We start from the raw sequence: 16,821 nt of genomic DNA, 5'->3' as shown, positions 1-16,821 counted from the left end.
TTTTTTAGTTATAATCTTTGCTTTAATTTTAATTTTAGGAGTGCATAATGGCTGTATCAATTTATTATGATAAAGATTGTGATATTAATTTAATAAAATCAAAAAAAGTAGCTATTATAGGTTTTGGCTCTCAAGGTCATGCTCATGCTATGAATTTAAGAGATAGTGGTGTAGATGTTATCATAGGCTTAAAAGAGGGTGGGCAAAGTTGGGCAAAAGCTCAAAAAGCAAATTTTATAGTAAAAAGTGTAAAAGAAGCTACTAAAGAAGCAGATTTGATTATGATTTTAGCTCCTGATGAAATTCAAAGTGAAATTTTTAATGAGGAAATTAAACCTGAGTTAAAAGCAGGTAAAACTTTAGCATTTGCACATGGATTTAATATTCATTATGGACAAATTGTTGCTCCAAAAGGTATAGATGTGATTATGATAGCTCCTAAAGCTCCGGGTCATACTGTAAGGCATGAATTTAGTATAGGTGGGGGTACTCCTTGTTTAATTGCTATCCACCAAGATGAGAGTAAAAATGCTAAAAATTTAGCTTTAAGTTATGCTAGTGCTATAGGCGGTGGTAGAACAGGTATTATAGAAACAACTTTTAAAGCTGAAACTGAAACAGATTTGTTTGGCGAACAAGCAGTACTTTGTGGAGGACTTAGTGCTTTAATCCAAGCTGGTTTTGAAACCTTAGTTGAAGCAGGGTATGAGCCTGAAATGGCGTATTTTGAGTGTTTGCATGAAATGAAATTAATTGTGGATTTGATTTATCAAGGTGGTATTGCTGATATGAGATATTCTGTTTCTAATACTGCTGAATATGGAGATTATATCACAGGACCTAAGATTATTACCAAAGAAACTAAAGTGGCTATGAAAGGTGTTTTAAAAGACATACAAAATGGAAGTTTTGCTAAAGATTTTATCTTAGAAAGAAGAGCAAATTTTGCAAGAATGCATGCAGAGCGTAAATTAATGAATGATTCTTTGATAGAAAAAACAGGACGCGAACTTCGCGCTATGATGCCTTGGATTAGTGCTAAAAAATTAGTTGATAAAGATAAAAACTAATTTGAAAACTATAAATAAAAAATACAAAGTGCTTTTAGCACTTTGTTTGGTTGTGTTTGGAATTTTTCTTTTTGCATTTGGAGCTTTGTTTTTAAAAAAAGAAGAAAATAAAACCTTAGACTATAATCAAACCATAGTTAAAAAAGAACCATTACCACCTACAAAAGAACAAGAAAATAATTTTAGTTTTAATGATATAAATTTGACTTTAGAAAATGAAAAATTAGAATTTTTAGATAAAAATATTAGTGAAATTTTAAATTTAAACCCTGTAAATACAGAGTTAAATCAAACTAAAGAGGATAATCAAACTTTAATTTTAAAAGTAATAGATCAAAATGCAAGCAAAGAATCAATCAATAAAGAGCAAAATATATCAGATAAAAACGAGGATAATAAAACTCAAACCCTAGTGCAAAAAAATACCAAGCCTCGTCTAGCAATTATCATAGATGATATGGCAAGTCACACTCATGTAGATATGCTTAAAAAAACAAATTTAAAATTAATCCCATCTTTTTTTCCACCTGATAAACGTCATCCTTATACAGCTGAGTTTGCAAAGGATTTTGACTTTTTTATGGTGCATTTGCCTCTTGCTGCTATAAAATATGACAAGGCAGAATTAAACACTTTACACCCTAGTGATGATATGCAAAAAATAAGCAAGCGCATAGCTTTTGTAAAAGAGCAATTTCCAAAAGTAAAATTTATTAACAACCACACAGGAAGTTTATTTACTGCAAATAAGCAGGCTATGGAAAAATTATTTAGCGCCTTTAAACAAAATGATTTTATTTTTGTAGATTCAAGAACTATAGGAAATTCTAAAGCTAAAAATTTAGTAAGTCATTTTGAACAACCTTATATAGCTAGAGATGTTTTTTTGGATAATGAAGATGATATAGCATATATTAAAAACCAACTCAGACAAGCAGTAGAAGAGGCAAAAAAGAAAGGTTTTGCTATTGCTATTGGTCATCCAAGAGAAAAGACTTTTAAAGCCTTGGTGCAAAGTAAAGAATTGCTAAATTCAGTTGAGCTTGTGTATTTAAATGAAATTTATTGAGAATATTGAAGATTTTAAAAATCTTTTAAATCCGCCTTCAAAGATTTATTATAAAGGTAATTTAGAGCTTTTAAATGCTAGAAAAGTAGCTGTTATAGGTTCTAGAAAAATGAGTGTTTATACCAAAAATTGTCTTGTTGAATTGGTGACTTTGTTAAAAAAAGCTAAGGTTTGTGTGGTAAGTGGCGGGGCTTTGGGGGTTGATATCCAAGCAGCTAAAATAGCTTACCCTCAAACCATAGCTATATTTGCTAATGGGCTTGATGAGATTTATCCAAAAGCAAACACAAATGAAATTTTAAATATTTATGAAAATGCATTAGCCTTAAGTGAAAATGAAGGAAATTACAAGGCAAAACCCTATGATTTTTTATTAAGAAATAGACTTATTATTGCTTTAAGCGAGGTTGTTATAATAGCTCAAGCTGATTTAAAAAGTGGTTCTATGCAAAGTGCAAGACTTGCTTTAGGTATGAATAAACCTATATATGTATTACCTCATAGGAAAAATGAAAGCGAAGGAACAAATTTGCTTTTAGCTACAAAAAAGGCAAATTTAATTCATGATTTTGATGAATTTGCAAAAATGTTTGGAGAGCTTCATTATGAGCAAAGTGAAGATGATTTGTTAAGTTTTTTAAAACATGAAGACGATTTAGAAAAAGTTTTGAAAAAATTTGGCGATAGAGTTTATGAGTATGAACTTGAGGGTTTAGTAGAAATATTTGGAGTGAAAATAAGATCTTGCTTATGAAAACTTTAGCATTAGATATAGGCTTAAAGCGTATTGGTGTTGCTTTGTGTGTTAATAAAAGTATAGCTATGCCGCTTGAAGCTATTATTAGAAAAAACCGTAACCAAGCAGCAAATGAGGTAAAAAAGTGCATCAAAGAGTATGATGTAAATACTTTAGTAGTAGGAATTCCTTTAGGTGGATCTAGTGAAGATGAAATGCGAAAAAGAATAGAGCATTTTATATCTTTACTTGATTTTGACAAAGAAGTTTTTTTTGTCGATGAGAGTTTTAGTTCTAAAAATGCACAAGAACTTGGCATGGTGAATTTAAAGAAAAAAGATGGCAAACTTGATTCTTTAGCTGCGTATTTGTTTTTAAAGGATTTTTATGGCCTTACTTGATTTAAATACAACTTTAGATGAAATTTATACAAAAGAGCAAAAAGAACAAATCCTTCAAAGTTTTAATCAAGAAAAATATATTAATATTTTTAGAAATTCCTTGCTTGTTGATAATGATGAATTAGAAGAAATTTTAAATAATGAAAATATAGAATTTGAAAAAATTGATCTATATTGTTATAAAATTCCATGTATCTTCAAAAGCAAACTAAGCTCAATGAAAGCTTTTAATGAGGGTAAGTTTTATATACAAAATTATTCTTCGTATTTATGCGCTAAAACTTTGGGTGTTAAAGCTGGTGAGAGTGTATTGGATATGTGTGCAGCTCCTGGTGGAAAAAGTCTAAATTTAGCTAATTTTATGCAAAATGAGGGTTATTTAGCAAGTTGTGAATTATCTAAAACACGTTTTTTTACCTTAAAAAAAACTATGGAAAATTATCAAGTTAAAATTGCAAAATGTTTCTTAAAAGACGCACGCATTATAGGCAAGGCTTGTCCTTTGAAATTTGATAAAATTTTACTTGATGCACCTTGCTCAACTTTTGCAAAAATGGGTTTTGAAATCCAAAAAAACACAAAAGAAATTAAGCAAATTGCAAATTTGCAAAAAAAGCTTTTGCATTCAGCATTATTAGCTTTAAAACATGGCGGAGAATTAGTATATAGCACTTGTACATTTTTAAGAGAAGAAAATGAAGCAGTTTTAGAAAATGCATTAAGAAATGAAAATTTTAAATTAGAATTGCTTGATTTTAATTTGATTAATGTTGATTTTATATGTGCAAAGAGTGATGAATTTGATTTATCATTTGCTAAAAGAGTTTTACCAGATGACTATGCAGATGGGTTTTTTATAGCAAAAGTGAAAAAATATTAAAAATTAATAAAATTAAATGTGAAAAATGTTTTTAGTTTAAAACTTAAAGTGCTATTTTTAGGTGCTTAGAAGGTAAATTCACACTGTGAAACTCTTGTGAATAAAACGATGAAATTTTGAAAACTTAAATTAAAGTAGTAGTAAATAAATGTAATAAAAAATATATAAAGATAAATAAGCACGAAGCTTATTTATCTCTTAAATTTAATTCGCTAATTAATTTAGAATAAACTTGATAATCTTTTCTTTTTAGATAAGATAAAAGTCTTTTTCTTTGACCAACAAGCTTTAAAAGACCTAAACGAGAAGAAAAATCTTTTTTGTAGATTTTTAAATGTTCTGTTAAATCTGAAATTCTTGCACTTAAAAGTGCGATTTGAACTTCTGGAGAACCCGTGTCTCCTTCTTTTCTAGCAAATTTTGCAACTATTTCTGCTTTTTTAGCCGAATCTAAAGCCATAATAGACCTCCTGAGCGGTATTTAAATAAAAAGTGTAATTATAACTAAAAAACCAAAAAGAATGCTGAAATTTAAAAAATATGAAATTTAATATTTATCGATACTTATTTTTGATATAATAAAAATTTTTATTAATAACCAATAATATATTTTATTTATAACTTGAAAGGAACAAATGTTATTTACCAAAGCTAGCGAATATGCTTTATTATCTTTAATTCATATAGCAAAATCCCAAGAACCACAAGATGTAGATACTATGTCAAATGTCTTAGATATACCTAAAAGTTTTTTAGCAAAAATTTTACAAGCTCTTGCTAAAGATGCACTTTTGAAGTCTTACAAGGGAGCTAAGGGTGGTTTTGCGCTTATTAAGCAGCCAAGTGAATACACTTTAAAAGAAATTATCAATAGCGTAGAGAAAAAATCTATTAATGTTTTTGAATGTAGCAATGGAATTTGTCCTTCTCAAAAAGAGGATAATTGCAAAATTATGCCAGTTTTAGTGAAACTTCAAAATAAAATCGATGATTTTTTAGTTTCTATTACCTTAGAGGATATTATTCAAAATAATGGCTAAAAGAGATATTTTTAGCTTAGTGTTGCCTTGGGTTGCTCCACTTGTTGCGCCTATTTTAAAGGCAAAAAGTTTAACTATAGTAGCCGTAATTATTGCAATTTTAGCAATTATTATAGTGCCTTTACCAAGTATAGTTTTAGACTTTTTTCTTGCTTTAAGTATTGCCATTTCAGTTTTAATTATTTTAATTTCTTTGTATATACCAAAGCCTACGGATTTAACAACTTTTCCAACGTTGATTTTGATCATCACACTTTTTAGGCTTTCACTTAATATTGCTACAACGCGTATGATTTTGAGTGAGGGTCATCAAGGTCCAGCAGCTGTTAGTGATATAGTGGCAAGTTTTGGTGAATTTGTTGTTGGTGGCAATTATGTTATAGGTATGGTTGTTTTTTGTATTTTGGTTTTGATTAATTTTATGGTTGTAACCAAAGGTAGTACAAGGGTTTCTGAGGTTCAAGCAAGATTTACCCTTGATGCAATGCCAGGTAAGCAGATGGCTATTGATGCGGATTTAAATGCAGGTTTGATTGATGAAAAAACTGCACGCGCAAGACGCCAAGAAATTATAGCCGAAGCAAATTTTTATGGAGCAATGGATGGTTCTTCTAAATTTATAAAAGGGGACGCTGTTGCTGGGATTATTATCACCATTGTAAATTTAATTGGCGGGTTTATGATAGGTTATTTTCAGCATGATATGGAGCTTGGAGAATGTGCTTCAACTTATACTATATTAACAATAGGTGATGGACTTGTTTCTCAAATTCCTGGGCTTATCACTTCAACAGCAACTGCAATTATCATTACGCGTGCTAGTAAAGATGAGGATAATTTTGCTGAAGGTTCTATTAATCAGCTTTTAGGAGAATACAAAACACTATTAATTGTAGGTTTTGTTTTATTTATTTTTGCTTTAGTACCTGGTTTACCGCATTTTTCTTTGGGTTTTATGGCTTTGGTGTTTTTGGGTCTTGGTTATATGATAAAACAAGTGCAAGAAGGTAAAATTCAAATCAATACAATTTCGGCTAAAAAATCTCAAGAAGCTGATGAGCAAGAGCAAGCTAAACCTCAAAAACGCAGCGAGGAAGAAATTTTAAAAGAAGAAGAAAACAAAATCACAGATATTTTAAAATTAGAAATTTTAGAATTAGAATTAGGTTATGGACTTATTAAATTAGCAGAAAGTGAATTAACAGAGCGTATTAGATCAACAAGACGCAATATAGCTCAAAGTTTAGGTTTTTTAATGCCAAAAATTAGAATTAGAGATAATTTACAATTAAAGCCTAATGAATATACTTTCAAGCTCAAAGGTGTGGGTATAGCTAGTGCTGAAATTTATCCAGATAAATATCTGGCTATGGATAGTGGTTTTATAACTGAACCTATCGAAGGTATAGCTACTAAAGAACCTGCTTTTAATTCTGATGCTTTATGGATAGAATCATCTTTAAAAGATGAGGCAACGCTAAATGGTTATATTGTAATTGATCCAGCAAGTGTGATTTCAACCCATATGAGCGAGCTTATAAAAGCCAATGCTTCAGAACTTTTAACTAAACAAGAGGTTCAAAATTTATTAGATAAAATCAAAAATGATTATCCTATCGTAGTAGATGATTGTTTAAGAGTTGCTAGTATAGGTTTGATTCAAAAAGTTTTAAAAGCTTTACTTAAAGAGCATATTCCTATTAAAGATATGCTTACAATTTTAGAATCAATTAGTGATATAGCTGAAGTAAGTAAGAGTTTGGATATGATTATTGAGCATGTAAGAGCTTCTTTAGCAAGAGCAATTACAAATTTATATGTGGATGAAAAAGGGCAAATTAGCTTTTATATTTTTGATGCAGCTGCGGCTGCAAAATTAATGGAGCATGTGCAGTTTAAAGATGGTTCGTATCATTTAATGATAAATGTAGCTCAAACTGGCGCTTTAGTAGAAGCTTTAAAAGCTGAACTTGCAAGTGTAGCAAATACAAGAATTAAACCTTTCTTGCTTTGTGTTGAGCCGCAACTTAGAAAATTTATTGCTGATATTTGTTCTAATTTTGGTATTAATATTACGGTTTTGAGTTTTGCTGAGATTGCAGAAAATACCAAATTTGAAACAGAAGGTATCATAAAAGTTGATAATTTATAAAGGAAAAATATGAAAATTTATCATCTTTCACATACAGATTTAGACGGCTATGCTTGTCAGTATGTGCTAGATTTTTATTTTAAGAATTGTTATTTTTATAATTCTAATTATGGTAAAGAGATTAATGAAAATTTTAATGTGATTTTTAAAAATATAGAGGAAGATTTAAAACAAAATCCTAATGAAGAATTTGTGATTTTAATCACGGATTTAAATTTAACTTTAAGTCAATGTGAAGATTTTCAAAAAGCTATAGAAGGCAAAAAAATCAAACTGTTACTTTTAGATCATCATCAAAGTGGCTTAGAATGTATGCAAAAATATCCTTGGTATTTTTTAGATGATAAAAGATGTGCTACTAAGATTGTTTATGATTTTTTTAGTAAATGTTATGGCGAAAATAAGGCTTTGTCAGAATTTGTAGATGTGGTAAATGCAGTAGATATTTGGTTGAGTGAAGATGAGAATTTTGAACTTGGAAAAGTACTGCTTGGTATGGTTTCTGGAGCAAAAGAAATCAATAGAGTAATGTTTGCACAAGAAAATATCAAATATCTTTTTTATCTTTTTGATGTTTGTAGAAAATACATTCATCAAAAAAATGCTCATATTAATTTAGATGATGATTTGCATGGCTTAAAAAAATCTTTTTTCAAAAAAGAAAATGATGATACTTTAAGTAATTTAATTTCTAAATTCGTAGTAGAAAAACTAAGTGTAAATAAAGAAAAATTTAGTGTATTTTATAAAGGAAGTAAAGGTTTATTAACTTCAAATATAGGCAATACTTCCGTAATTGGAAATGATTTTTTAATGCAAAATCCTGATTTTGATTTTTTCGTTGATCTTAGTTCAAGAAAAACCTTAAGTTTTAGAGCAAATAATAAAATCGATGTGAGTTTGATGGCTAAGAGTTTGGTCAATGGAGGAGGGCATAAAAATGCTAGCGGTGGATTGTTCGCTGCGTATAAAGATAGCTCTAACTATGATTTTATAAAAGCACAATTTGTAGATTTAATTAAAAGCAAAGAATTAAAGGAAAATAATGAAAACAAATCATGATTTTAAAGAAGAAATAGAAAATTTACAATATGAATTAAGTATAGTTTTAGAGGCAATGCTTTTGTTTGCTGGGGTAAAAAGAGTAAAATTAGAAAAAGCAATTGGACTTTATATTGATTGTATTGATGAGGTTTGTCAAAATACTCAAAAAGAAGGAGTTGATGAGATCTTAGAAGTAGTAGAGTACTTAAAAAATCATCATAAAGATTTATTTGAATGAAAATTTTATTATTGCTTTTTGCGGGAATTTTTTCTTATGCAAATATCTATGAAGATTTAAGTGATTTTGCTTACAATAAACAAAACACGCTAAATTTAAGCTCAAGTCAAGCTTTATTTTTAGAATACAAACAAAATAAACAAGCTTGTGTGGATATAGTACTTGCTAAAGATAAGGCTTTTGTGGTTAAAATTTATCCATTATGTGAAAATTTAAACGAAAAAAGTCTAAATGAGTACTTAAATACGCAATTTATAAGCTTATACACTAAAGATTTATCAAAACTAAGAAAAGAAATTGCTGATATTAAAAACATAATGCGTGATTTTATGATTTATTATACCTTACATCAATCTTTTGCAAATGAAATTAAAAAAATGAGTAAAAATGATAAATTACAAGCGTATAAACTAGATGAGAAAAAAGGTGGAAAAATTCTTTACAAGGTTAATGATCAAGCTTGTGTAGTTTTTGATTTATATTTAGATGAAAATTTGCAAGCTAGTATGCAAATAAGCGGAATGGAAAATTTAGATAAAACTTGTATGGAGTTAATCTCATCTCCTGATTTTAAGGACTTATCTTTCACAAAAGAGGGTATGAAAAAATATAAATTAAAAAACTAATCTAAAAAATCTTAAATAATATAATTTTAAAATTCTACTTAAAGCCATTTTTTTTCTTTCTATATTAGAAAACACATAAGCTTCTAGATCTTGCTTTTCTCTTAAAGTAAGATTTTTCATTGTTATAAACCTTTTAAAAAATATTGCTAGATGCAATTATATTATCTTTTCTTTTAAAAAAACTGAAAAATAAATTTTTATATATTATATATAAATAGCTAAATAAACTTTAGTTATATAGACTAAATAATTTTAAATATTTTTATTTAAAAATAACTTGACATTATTATACTAAAGTTGTATAATTATCTTGTCACTTAAAAACATTGAGTGCTAAAATAAAAAATTTAAGGTTTTATAGTGAAGTCTTATAGTAAAAAAGATTTAATTTTAAAAACCATCATTGAGACCTATTTAGATGGTAATAATCCTGTGGGTTCTAATGAGTTAAATCATAAAGTTAGCATACCTGCTTCTACTATAAGAGTTTATTTTAAAAAATTAAGTGATGAGGGTGTATTAACACAACTTCACATTAGCAGTGGTCGCATACCAACTTTTACTGCTATGAAGGCTTATTGGTATGAACAACTTTGCGAAGATGAGATTGTGATTAACGATCTTGCATTGTTGGAGTTTTTACTTGATAAGTTTGAAATTTATACCTTAGTTTATGGTGGTGATGAGCTTATTTTACAAGATATTACTAAGGTTAATGATAAATTTATCATACTTGATTTTGGACAAAATGAGTTGGTTTTAAGATTTAGTCAAGATAGTTTAATTTTCTTACAAAGACTTATAGGGCTTGATCTAAAAAGTATTGAAAATTTAGCTTTTAGAGTTGAGTTTAAAGAGTTGTTAGAAAAAATTGCTATGTTAAAAGATGCTATGGTTTATTATAGATATAATGAGAGTAAAGCTTATCAAATTTATCAAAATGATGAATTTGCTAAGCTTTTATCTCCTCAAATTGGATTTTATTTTAACGATAAATTGCAATTTGATCCTTTATTTGAAGAGGGTTTTATGGGATTAAAGCTTAAGAGTACATTTTTAGGCAAAGAATCTAATGTGGTTTTTGCTGGTAGTGTGTATTCTGATTTTAAAACAATGTTAAATATTATAAAGGAGGCTGCGTGAGCGAAGAAAAGCAAAATGAGCAAATGCAAGAAGAAGCAGTGGAAAATTCAGAAAATCAAAACAATGAATTAGAAAAACTTCAAGCAGAGTATAATGAGTTAAAAGATACTTATTTAAGAGCAAATGCTGAATTTGAAAATATCAAAAAAAGAATGGAAAAAGAAAAAATTGCAGCAACAATTTATGCAAATGAAAGTTTTGCTAAAGATTTGCTTGATGTAGTTGATGCATTAGAGGCGGCTATTAATGTAGAAGCTAATGATGAATTAAGTTTGAAAATAAAAGAAGGGGTTCAAAACACTTTAGACTTGCTTTTGAAAAAACTTGAAAAACATATGGTTAAAGCAATAGAAGCAAATGGTGAGTTTGATCCAAATTTACATGAAGCGATGTTTCATGTTGAAAGCGCTGATCATGAAAGCAATCATATTGTCCAACTTTTACAAAAGGGCTATATGATGAATGATAGAGTAATTAGATCAGCAAAAGTTAGTGTTGCAAAATAAAATTTAATAAAAAGGATAAAAAATGGCAAAAGTTATAGGTATAGATTTGGGTACAACAAATTCTTGTGTGAGTGTATATGAAAGAGGTGAGAGTAAAGTTATCCCAAATAAAGAAGGTAAAAACACTACTCCTTCGGTAGTTGCTTTTACAGATAAGGGAGAAGTTTTGGTTGGAGATAGCGCTAAGCGTCAAGCTGTGACTAATCCTGAAAAAACTATTTATTCTATAAAAAGAATTATGGGTTTGATGATCAATGAAGAAGCAGCAAAAGAAGCTAAAAATCGCTTACCTTACCATATCACAGAAAGAAATGGAGCTTGTGCGATTGAAATAGCAGGTAAAATTTATACTCCACAAGAAATTTCAGCAAAAGTTTTAATGAAATTAAAAGAAGATGCAGAGGCTTTCTTGGGTGAAAAAGTAGAAGATGCGGTTATTACTGTTCCTGCGTATTTTAATGATGCGCAAAGAAAAGCTACAAAAGAAGCAGGACAAATTGCAGGATTGAATGTGTTAAGAATTATTAATGAACCAACTGCAGCAGCTTTGGCTTACGGACTTGATAAAAAAGAAAGTGAAAAAATTGTAGTTTATGATTTAGGTGGTGGTACATTTGATGTTACTGTGCTTGAAACAGGTGATAATGTTGTAGAAGTTTTAGCAACTGGCGGTAATGCATTTTTAGGCGGTGATGATTTTGATAATAAATTAATCGACTTTTTAGCAAATGAGTTTAAAGATGAAACAGGTATTGATCTTAAAAACGATGTAATGGCTTTACAGAGATTAAAAGAAGCAGCTGAAAATGCTAAAAAAGAATTAAGTTCAGCTAATGAAACTAATATTAATTTACCATTTATCACAGCTGATGCAAGTGGTCCAAAACACTTAACTAAAACTCTAACAAGAGCTAAATTTGAAAGTATGATTGATGGTTTAGTTGCTGAAACTATTAGTAAGATTAACGAAGTAGTAAAAGATGCAGGACTTGATAAAAGTGAAGTAAAAGAAATCGTTATGGTGGGTGGTTCTACTCGTGTTCCACTGGTACAAGAAGAAGTTAAAAAAGCCTTTGGAAAAGAGCTTAATAAATCAGTAAATCCTGATGAAGTTGTTGCAATAGGTGCGGCGATTCAAGGTGCGGTTATTAAAGGTGATGTTAAAGATGTATTATTGCTTGATGTTACTCCGCTTTCTTTAGGTATTGAAACTTTAGGTGGTGTGATGACTAAAATCATCGAAAAAGGTACAACTATACCAACTAAAAAAGAGCAAGTTTTCTCAACTGCCGAAGATAATCAAAGCGCGGTTACTATCAATGTTTTACAAGGTGAGAGAGAATTTAGCCGTGATAATAAATCTTTAGGAAATTTCAATCTTGAAGGAATTCCACCAGCACCTCGCGGTATGCCACAAATTGAAGTAACTTTTGATATTGATGCAAATGGTATTTTAACAGTTAGTGCAAAAGATAAAGCTACAGGTAAAGCTCAAGAGATTAAAATCACAGGTTCAAGCGGATTAAGTGAAGAAGAAATCAATAATATGGTAAAAGATGCAGAGCTTCACAAAGAAGAAGATAGAAAACGCAAAGAAGCAGTAGAAGCTAGAAATGCTGCTGATAGCTTAGTGCATCAAGTAGAAAAATCTTTAAGTGAGCTTGGAGATAAAGTAGGTGATGATGATAAAGTAAATATCCAAAAAGCCTTAGATGAGTTAAAAGAGACATTGAAAAATGCTAATGCTTCTAAAGAAGAAATCGAAGGTAAAATGAAAGCTTTAAGCGAAGTTTCTCATAAATTAGCAGAAAATATGTACAAAAAAGAAGAACCAAACGCTCAAAAGAAAAAAGACGATGATGTAATCGATGCTGAAGTTGAGTAAAAACTAAACTAGAAGCCTTGTTGCTTCTAGTTTAATCAATATATTTTTTGCAATCTTCCTTAAAATAATTTCTATCAAATCTTGCAAAATTATCATTATTTGGCACTTTATAACATTCACTGAAATTTTTAGCCTTAAGAATTTTGATATAAAAACTAGGAATGGCTATGTTGTTTTTAATGCGTTTTGGCTTATCATCATAAAGTACTAAATTTAAGACTTCTAATTCTTTATTTTTCTTTGCTAAATATCTTTCTCTTTGTTCGATTTCATTCCAAATTTCTGCATTGATATCTTTTTTTTGCGGAGTGATATTGCTCATTAAAAAAGTGCTAAGTTGGGCTTGTGGGGTTGCATTCATGGATTGATTTGGCACGACATGCCCTCTTGTATAGCCACTTCTTAGATAATCCTCCCAATAAGTTCTGTATTTTTTAGGTATATTGGTATCTTCTTGAAATCTTGGGCGTTTTTTGATGTGCCCTTGATTTAAAATTTTAGCTTCTAGTTTATAAGCAATTGCCTTAGTGCCTTTATAATTATAATCATAACAATTGATATAATAATACTTATCCATCAATAAAGAGCAGTCTTTAAAATACGGCTTAAAGCTAGGATGTAACTCATATTGGGTATAAGCAAAAGAACTTAAAGCTAAGGCACAAAGTGTTAAAACTTTTTTCATGCTAAAAGCTTTCTTACCATTTCATTAAGTCTTTTACCATCAACGCTTGCGCCAAAAGCTGCTTTAGCTTCTTTCATCAAAATACCTTGTTCTTTTAAAGAGCTAATTTGTAATTTATCTATAAGTTTTTTTAGCTCACTTTCTAATTCCTCATCGCTAAGTTGTTTTGGTAAATAAGCACTTAAAATAGCTACTTCTTGGAGTTCTTTTTGTGCTAAATCTTCTCTAGAGCCTTTAGAAAAAGCCAAAGCTGCTTCATTTCGTTTTTTAATCTCACTTGCAATGATTTTGTATATTCTTTCATCACTAAGCGTAATTCTCTCATCAACTTCTATTTGTTTAAAGCTAGCATTAAGCGTTCTTAAAGTGTTTCTTTTAAAATCATCTTTATTACGCATAGCTTCTTTAATGTCTTCTAAAATTTGATCTTTTAAACTCATTTTTTCTCCTTTAAAATTTGATATTTTTAAAATGTGCTATACACACACCTTCTCTAACACCATCATCAATCACAATGAGCTTTTGCTTATTAAATAAAGCAAAAAGTATCATTGAGCCTGCTATGAGGTATTTTTTTCTATTTTCTCCAAGATAAATTTTAGCTTTTTCTTGTTCTAAATTCCAAATTTTTAATGCAAAATCAAAAAAATCTTTGCGTTTGAGTATTTTACCATTAACACTTTCTTCTAGGTAATCTTTGTATTTTATGTTTTGTTTATAAGCACAAAGTGTGGTAGGTACTCCTGAATTTAGTATGAAAAAATTTCCTTTTAATTTTATATCTTTACTAAGATTAAAAGCTTTTAAGACAAGCTGCTTTAAATGTGCAGGGTAGGGGCTTAGATGAATTTTTAATTTTTCATCTTTAATGCGTGCAAGATTTTGCGGGTATTTTTTAAAAAATCTTACATAAGCACTTGGTTTTATAGCTTTAAAATGCATTCTTTCATAAAAACTAATAATTCCAAAATCATAACTTTTACTAAACTTATCATTTGAAATTTCACAAGAAGCACCACCCAAATCACAATAGTTTAAGTCTTTTCTAAAAAGTTTAAGAGTTTTAAGACGCTCTTGCATACCTAAAATGCTTAGTTTTGCTTCGGTTTTTGCATCGATTAATTTTATATCAAGTTTAAATTCTTTTTGAATTTTTTCAAAAATAAACTCAGTATTTTTTGCTTTTCTAAAAGCAGCTGTGGCGACTGCTTTGGCTTGACTTAAATCATAGTTTTTTTCTTTTAAGATTTTTAAAGCGTTAAAAATTCTTTCTATGGCTTCATCGCTAATGGTGTCATTTTGCATATTTTTAGCTGCGCCTATGATAAATTCTTCGCTTTTTAATTTATTAAAATTCTCATCCATTAAAACAGCTCTTAATGTATTTGAACCCATATCAATACCTAGCACTAGCTCTCCTTAAAAAATTTAAAGTATAATAGCAAAAAACTTATAAGGAAAACTTATGCTTTTAGGGGTTAATATCGATCATATAGCAGTTTTAAGAGAAGCTAGAAAAGTAAATGATCCTGATTTGCTTGAGGCTGCTTTTTTGAGTGCAAATTTAGCTGATCAAATCACTATCCATGTAAGAGAAGATCGTCGCCATGCTAATGAGTTTGATTTAGAAAATATCTTAAAATATTGCAAATGTGTAGTGAATTTAGAATGTTCTATTGATATGATAGAATATGCTTTAAAATACAAACCCTCGCGCGTTACTTTAGTGCCTGAAAAAAGACAAGAGCTTACAACAGAAGGTGGTTTAAATTTAGATAATGAAAAACTACAAGAAGCTATTAATGCTTTAAAGCAAGAGCAAATCGAAGTTTCTTTATTTATTGATCCAAATTTAGAAGATATTAAAAAATCATCTTCTTTAAATACTGATTTTATAGAGCTTCATACAGGTTTGTATGCTAATATTTATAATGCACTATATACTAATATCAATCAAACTTCTTATGCATTGCCTGAATTAATTTTAAGTAAAAATGAACTCAAAAAGTTTTTAGAAAATGAACTCCAAAGATTAAGACAAAGTGCAAGTTTGGCTAAGAGTTTAAATTTAAGAGTAGCAGCTGGTCATGGACTTAATTATAAAAATGTAAAAAATATTGTAGATATTTTAGAAATAGAAGAGTTAAATATAGGTCAAAGCATAGTAGCAAGATCGGTTTTTGTAGGCTTAGAAAAAGCTATATTGCAAATGAAAGCTTTGATTAAAAGATGAAAAAAATTGCTATTAGCATAGGGGATTTAAATGGCATAGGTATGCAAATTTTATTAGCTTGTCATGATGAGCTAGTAAAAATTTGCGAGCCTTATTATTTTGTGCATTATGAATTATTTCAAAAAGCAAATAAACTTTTGAAAATAAATCCTAAATCTAAAATCAATTTAGTTGAAATTTCTAATGCTTCAAAACCACAATTTAGTTTTAAAGAAGAAAAAGAAAATTTTTTAATTTATGAGTTTTCATATCAAGCTAGTAAAATTATTGATTTTGATTTTGAGTTAAATCCTGCAAATTTAGACGCTAAAAGTGGGGTTTATTCTTTTTTAAGTTTTGAAGGAGCTAGTTATTGCACGCATTTGTTTTTAGATGCTTTGGTAACTTTACCGATTAATAAAAAGACTTGGCAAATGGGGGGAGTGAGCTATAAAGGTCATACTGAAGCACTAAGAGATTTTTTCAAACAAGATGCTATTATGATGTTAGGGTGTGATGAGCTTTTTGTGGCTTTATATACTGAGCATATGGCTTTAAGAGATGTTTTTAAAGAGATTAAGGCTTTTGAGCTTGCGCAATTTTTAATTAATTTTTATCAATGCACTTTATTTGAAAAAATTGGAGTTTTGAGTTTTAACCCTCATGCAAGTGATAATGGCGTAATAGGCGGAGAAGAAGAGATAGAGATAAAAAAAGCTATAAGAATGGCAAATGTATTTTTAAAAGATTGTGCGTTAAATTTGCAAAATTTAGAAAATGAAGATTTTTTAAGTCAAAAAGAAAAAGAACTTTCTTGTAAGGAAAATATTTATTTAAGTGAGCCTTTAGTGGCTGATAGTGCTTTTACTCCTTTTGCGTTAAGTAAATGCAAGTATTTAGTCAGTATGTATCATGATGTAGGTTTAGCGCCTTTAAAGGCTTTGTATTTTGAAAAAAGTATTAATGTGAGTTTAAATTTACCTATAATTCGCACTAGCGTTGATCATGGAACAGCTTATGATAGGGCTTATAAAAATGAAAAAATTAATTTACAAAGTTATATGCAAGCAGTGAAATCTGCTTTGCAATTTTTAAAAATCAAAGAAAAAACTAAGTAAAAGTTACTAAAATTAA

The 16,821-nt window shown here is 29.1% G+C and carries 20 protein-coding genes; 15 read left to right on the top strand and 5 right to left on the bottom strand.

The annotated features are described in order from the left end of the window. Window positions 1–47 precede the first annotated feature (47 nt). From ilvC to L8U41_RS03160, 5 genes are read left to right on the top strand one after another with little or no spacing between them, the layout of a single operon-like run. Entirely contained in the window at window positions 48–1,070 is a 1,023-nt protein-coding gene (gene ilvC / locus L8U41_RS03180) for a ketol-acid reductoisomerase (protein WP_263663178.1), read from the top strand. Between the two features lies 1 nt (window position 1,071). Further along, window positions 1,072–2,139 carry a divergent polysaccharide deacetylase family protein gene (locus L8U41_RS03175; RefSeq protein WP_263727795.1) on the top strand — a complete coding sequence of 356 codons (1,068 nt, stop codon included), beginning with the start codon at window positions 1,072–1,074 and terminating at the stop codon, window positions 2,137–2,139. Beyond that, window positions 2,126–2,893, top strand: a complete 768-nt coding sequence (locus L8U41_RS03170; RefSeq protein WP_263727794.1) for a DNA-protecting protein DprA — start codon at window positions 2,126–2,128, stop codon at window positions 2,891–2,893. Before L8U41_RS03175 ends, L8U41_RS03170 begins: the two co-directional genes overlap by 14 nt. Then, window positions 2,890–3,276, top strand: coding sequence for a Holliday junction resolvase RuvX (gene ruvX / locus L8U41_RS03165; protein ID WP_263724832.1), 387 nt, complete (start codon window positions 2,890–2,892; stop codon window positions 3,274–3,276). The genes L8U41_RS03170 and ruvX overlap by 4 nt, the downstream gene beginning before the upstream one ends. Further along, window positions 3,263–4,156, top strand: coding sequence for an RsmB/NOP family class I SAM-dependent RNA methyltransferase (locus L8U41_RS03160; protein ID WP_263678692.1), 894 nt, complete (start codon window positions 3,263–3,265; stop codon window positions 4,154–4,156). The genes ruvX and L8U41_RS03160 overlap by 14 nt, the downstream gene beginning before the upstream one ends. Window positions 4,157–4,343: 187 nt before the next feature. Here L8U41_RS03160 and rpsO read toward each other — a convergent pair whose 3' ends face one another. Next, window positions 4,344–4,616, bottom strand: coding sequence for a 30S ribosomal protein S15 (gene rpsO, locus L8U41_RS03155; protein ID WP_263678691.1), 273 nt, complete (start codon window positions 4,614–4,616; stop codon window positions 4,344–4,346). A 175-nt stretch (window positions 4,617–4,791) separates the two neighbouring features. Here rpsO and L8U41_RS03150 point away from each other — a divergent pair, with 175 nt between their 5' ends. From L8U41_RS03150 to L8U41_RS03130, 5 genes are read left to right on the top strand one after another with little or no spacing between them, the layout of a single operon-like run. Then, a complete protein-coding gene (locus L8U41_RS03150) occupies window positions 4,792–5,196 on the top strand; it encodes an Rrf2 family transcriptional regulator (protein ID WP_263663184.1) in 405 nt (134 codons plus the stop codon). Continuing rightward, window positions 5,189–7,348: a flagellar biosynthesis protein FlhA gene (gene flhA / locus L8U41_RS03145; RefSeq protein WP_263678690.1), complete on the top strand. Its 2,160-nt coding sequence runs from the start codon at window positions 5,189–5,191 to the stop codon at window positions 7,346–7,348. Before L8U41_RS03150 ends, flhA begins: the two co-directional genes overlap by 8 nt. A 9-nt stretch (window positions 7,349–7,357) precedes the next feature. Then, complete coding sequence (locus L8U41_RS03140) at window positions 7,358–8,410, top strand: DHH family phosphoesterase (protein ID WP_263706288.1); 1,053 nt, start codon at window positions 7,358–7,360, stop codon at window positions 8,408–8,410. Next, window positions 8,394–8,630 carry a hypothetical protein gene (locus tag L8U41_RS03135; protein ID WP_263692475.1) on the top strand — a complete coding sequence of 79 codons (237 nt, stop codon included), beginning with the start codon at window positions 8,394–8,396 and terminating at the stop codon, window positions 8,628–8,630. The genes L8U41_RS03140 and L8U41_RS03135 overlap by 17 nt, the downstream gene beginning before the upstream one ends. Next, a complete protein-coding gene (locus L8U41_RS03130) occupies window positions 8,627–9,256 on the top strand; it encodes a hypothetical protein (protein ID WP_263706284.1) in 630 nt (209 codons plus the stop codon). The genes L8U41_RS03135 and L8U41_RS03130 overlap by 4 nt, the downstream gene beginning before the upstream one ends. Here L8U41_RS03130 and L8U41_RS03125 read toward each other — a convergent pair. Beyond that, on the bottom strand, window positions 9,245–9,376 hold the full coding sequence (locus L8U41_RS03125) for a hypothetical protein (protein ID WP_256374638.1): 132 nt from the start codon (window positions 9,374–9,376) through the stop codon (window positions 9,245–9,247). The two genes, L8U41_RS03130 and L8U41_RS03125, sit on opposite strands and share 12 nt — an antisense overlap. Window positions 9,377–9,616: 240 nt before the next feature. Here L8U41_RS03125 and L8U41_RS03120 point away from each other — a divergent pair, with 240 nt between their 5' ends. Genes L8U41_RS03120 through dnaK form a run of 3 tightly spaced genes read left to right on the top strand, consistent with a single transcriptional unit; the run spans window position 9,617 to window position 12,790 of the window. Further along, window positions 9,617–10,399: an HrcA family transcriptional regulator gene (locus L8U41_RS03120; RefSeq protein WP_263678687.1), complete on the top strand. Its 783-nt coding sequence runs from the start codon at window positions 9,617–9,619 to the stop codon at window positions 10,397–10,399. Next, on the top strand, window positions 10,396–10,905 hold the full coding sequence (grpE, locus tag L8U41_RS03115) for a nucleotide exchange factor GrpE (RefSeq protein WP_263682148.1): 510 nt from the start codon (window positions 10,396–10,398) through the stop codon (window positions 10,903–10,905). Before L8U41_RS03120 ends, grpE begins: the two co-directional genes overlap by 4 nt. 22 nt (window positions 10,906–10,927) lie before the next feature. After that, window positions 10,928–12,790, top strand: a complete 1,863-nt coding sequence (gene dnaK, locus L8U41_RS03110) for a molecular chaperone DnaK (protein WP_263706278.1) — start codon at window positions 10,928–10,930, stop codon at window positions 12,788–12,790. Between the two features lie 31 nt (window positions 12,791–12,821). Here dnaK and L8U41_RS03105 read toward each other — a convergent pair whose 3' ends face one another. Genes L8U41_RS03105 through L8U41_RS03095 form a run of 3 tightly spaced genes read right to left on the bottom strand, consistent with a single transcriptional unit; the run spans window position 12,822 to window position 14,885 of the window. Beyond that, entirely contained in the window at window positions 12,822–13,475 is a 654-nt protein-coding gene (locus L8U41_RS03105) for a DNA/RNA non-specific endonuclease (RefSeq protein WP_263706277.1), read from the bottom strand. Further along, complete coding sequence (locus L8U41_RS03100; RefSeq protein WP_263667172.1) at window positions 13,472–13,915, bottom strand: GatB/YqeY domain-containing protein; 444 nt, start codon at window positions 13,913–13,915, stop codon at window positions 13,472–13,474. Before L8U41_RS03100 ends, L8U41_RS03105 begins: the two co-directional genes overlap by 4 nt. 10 nt (window positions 13,916–13,925) lie before the next feature. Continuing rightward, a complete protein-coding gene (locus L8U41_RS03095; RefSeq protein WP_263706272.1) occupies window positions 13,926–14,885 on the bottom strand; it encodes a Ppx/GppA family phosphatase in 960 nt (319 codons plus the stop codon). A gap of 55 nt (window positions 14,886–14,940) precedes the next feature. On the opposite strand from L8U41_RS03095, the gene L8U41_RS03090 reads away from it, so the two are divergent. Both L8U41_RS03090 and pdxA read left to right on the top strand, forming a co-directional pair. Then, window positions 14,941–15,708 (top strand): pyridoxine 5'-phosphate synthase, encoded by a 768-nt coding sequence (locus tag L8U41_RS03090; protein ID WP_263727793.1) that lies wholly within the window; start codon window positions 14,941–14,943, stop codon window positions 15,706–15,708. Then, entirely contained in the window at window positions 15,705–16,805 is a 1,101-nt protein-coding gene (gene pdxA, locus L8U41_RS03085) for a 4-hydroxythreonine-4-phosphate dehydrogenase (RefSeq protein WP_263727792.1), read from the top strand. The genes L8U41_RS03090 and pdxA overlap by 4 nt, the downstream gene beginning before the upstream one ends. The last annotated feature ends 16 nt before the right edge of the window (window positions 16,806–16,821 follow it).

Origin of the sequence: Campylobacter sp. RKI_CA19_01116, from assembly GCF_025771405.1 — a bacterium.
In the GTDB taxonomy this organism is placed as follows: Bacteria; Campylobacterota; Campylobacteria; order Campylobacterales; family Campylobacteraceae; genus Campylobacter_D.
This window is presented reverse-complemented; position numbering and strand designations above follow the sequence as displayed.

Coding starts and splice junctions, on each gene's coding strand:
- L8U41_RS03135 (WP_263692475.1), top strand. CDS start 8,394: ATGAAAACAAATCATGATTTTAAAGAAGAAATAGAAAATTTACAATAT.
- L8U41_RS03160 (WP_263678692.1), top strand. CDS start 3,263: ATGGCCTTACTTGATTTAAATACAACTTTAGATGAAATTTATACAAAA.
- L8U41_RS03170 (WP_263727794.1), top strand. CDS start 2,126: ATGAAATTTATTGAGAATATTGAAGATTTTAAAAATCTTTTAAATCCG.
- rpsO (WP_263678691.1), bottom strand. CDS start 4,616: ATGGCTTTAGATTCGGCTAAAAAAGCAGAAATAGTTGCAAAATTTGCT.
- L8U41_RS03100 (WP_263667172.1), bottom strand. CDS start 13,915: ATGAGTTTAAAAGATCAAATTTTAGAAGACATTAAAGAAGCTATGCGT.
- dnaK (WP_263706278.1), top strand. CDS start 10,928: ATGGCAAAAGTTATAGGTATAGATTTGGGTACAACAAATTCTTGTGTG.
- L8U41_RS03125 (WP_256374638.1), bottom strand. CDS start 9,376: ATGAAAAATCTTACTTTAAGAGAAAAGCAAGATCTAGAAGCTTATGTG.
- L8U41_RS03105 (WP_263706277.1), bottom strand. CDS start 13,475: ATGAAAAAAGTTTTAACACTTTGTGCCTTAGCTTTAAGTTCTTTTGCT.
- L8U41_RS03140 (WP_263706288.1), top strand. CDS start 7,358: ATGAAAATTTATCATCTTTCACATACAGATTTAGACGGCTATGCTTGT.
- ruvX (WP_263724832.1), top strand. CDS start 2,890: ATGAAAACTTTAGCATTAGATATAGGCTTAAAGCGTATTGGTGTTGCT.
- L8U41_RS03090 (WP_263727793.1), top strand. CDS start 14,941: ATGCTTTTAGGGGTTAATATCGATCATATAGCAGTTTTAAGAGAAGCT.
- L8U41_RS03150 (WP_263663184.1), top strand. CDS start 4,792: ATGTTATTTACCAAAGCTAGCGAATATGCTTTATTATCTTTAATTCAT.
- L8U41_RS03130 (WP_263706284.1), top strand. CDS start 8,627: ATGAAAATTTTATTATTGCTTTTTGCGGGAATTTTTTCTTATGCAAAT.
- pdxA (WP_263727792.1), top strand. CDS start 15,705: ATGAAAAAAATTGCTATTAGCATAGGGGATTTAAATGGCATAGGTATG.
- ilvC (WP_263663178.1), top strand. CDS start 48: ATGGCTGTATCAATTTATTATGATAAAGATTGTGATATTAATTTAATA.
- flhA (WP_263678690.1), top strand. CDS start 5,189: ATGGCTAAAAGAGATATTTTTAGCTTAGTGTTGCCTTGGGTTGCTCCA.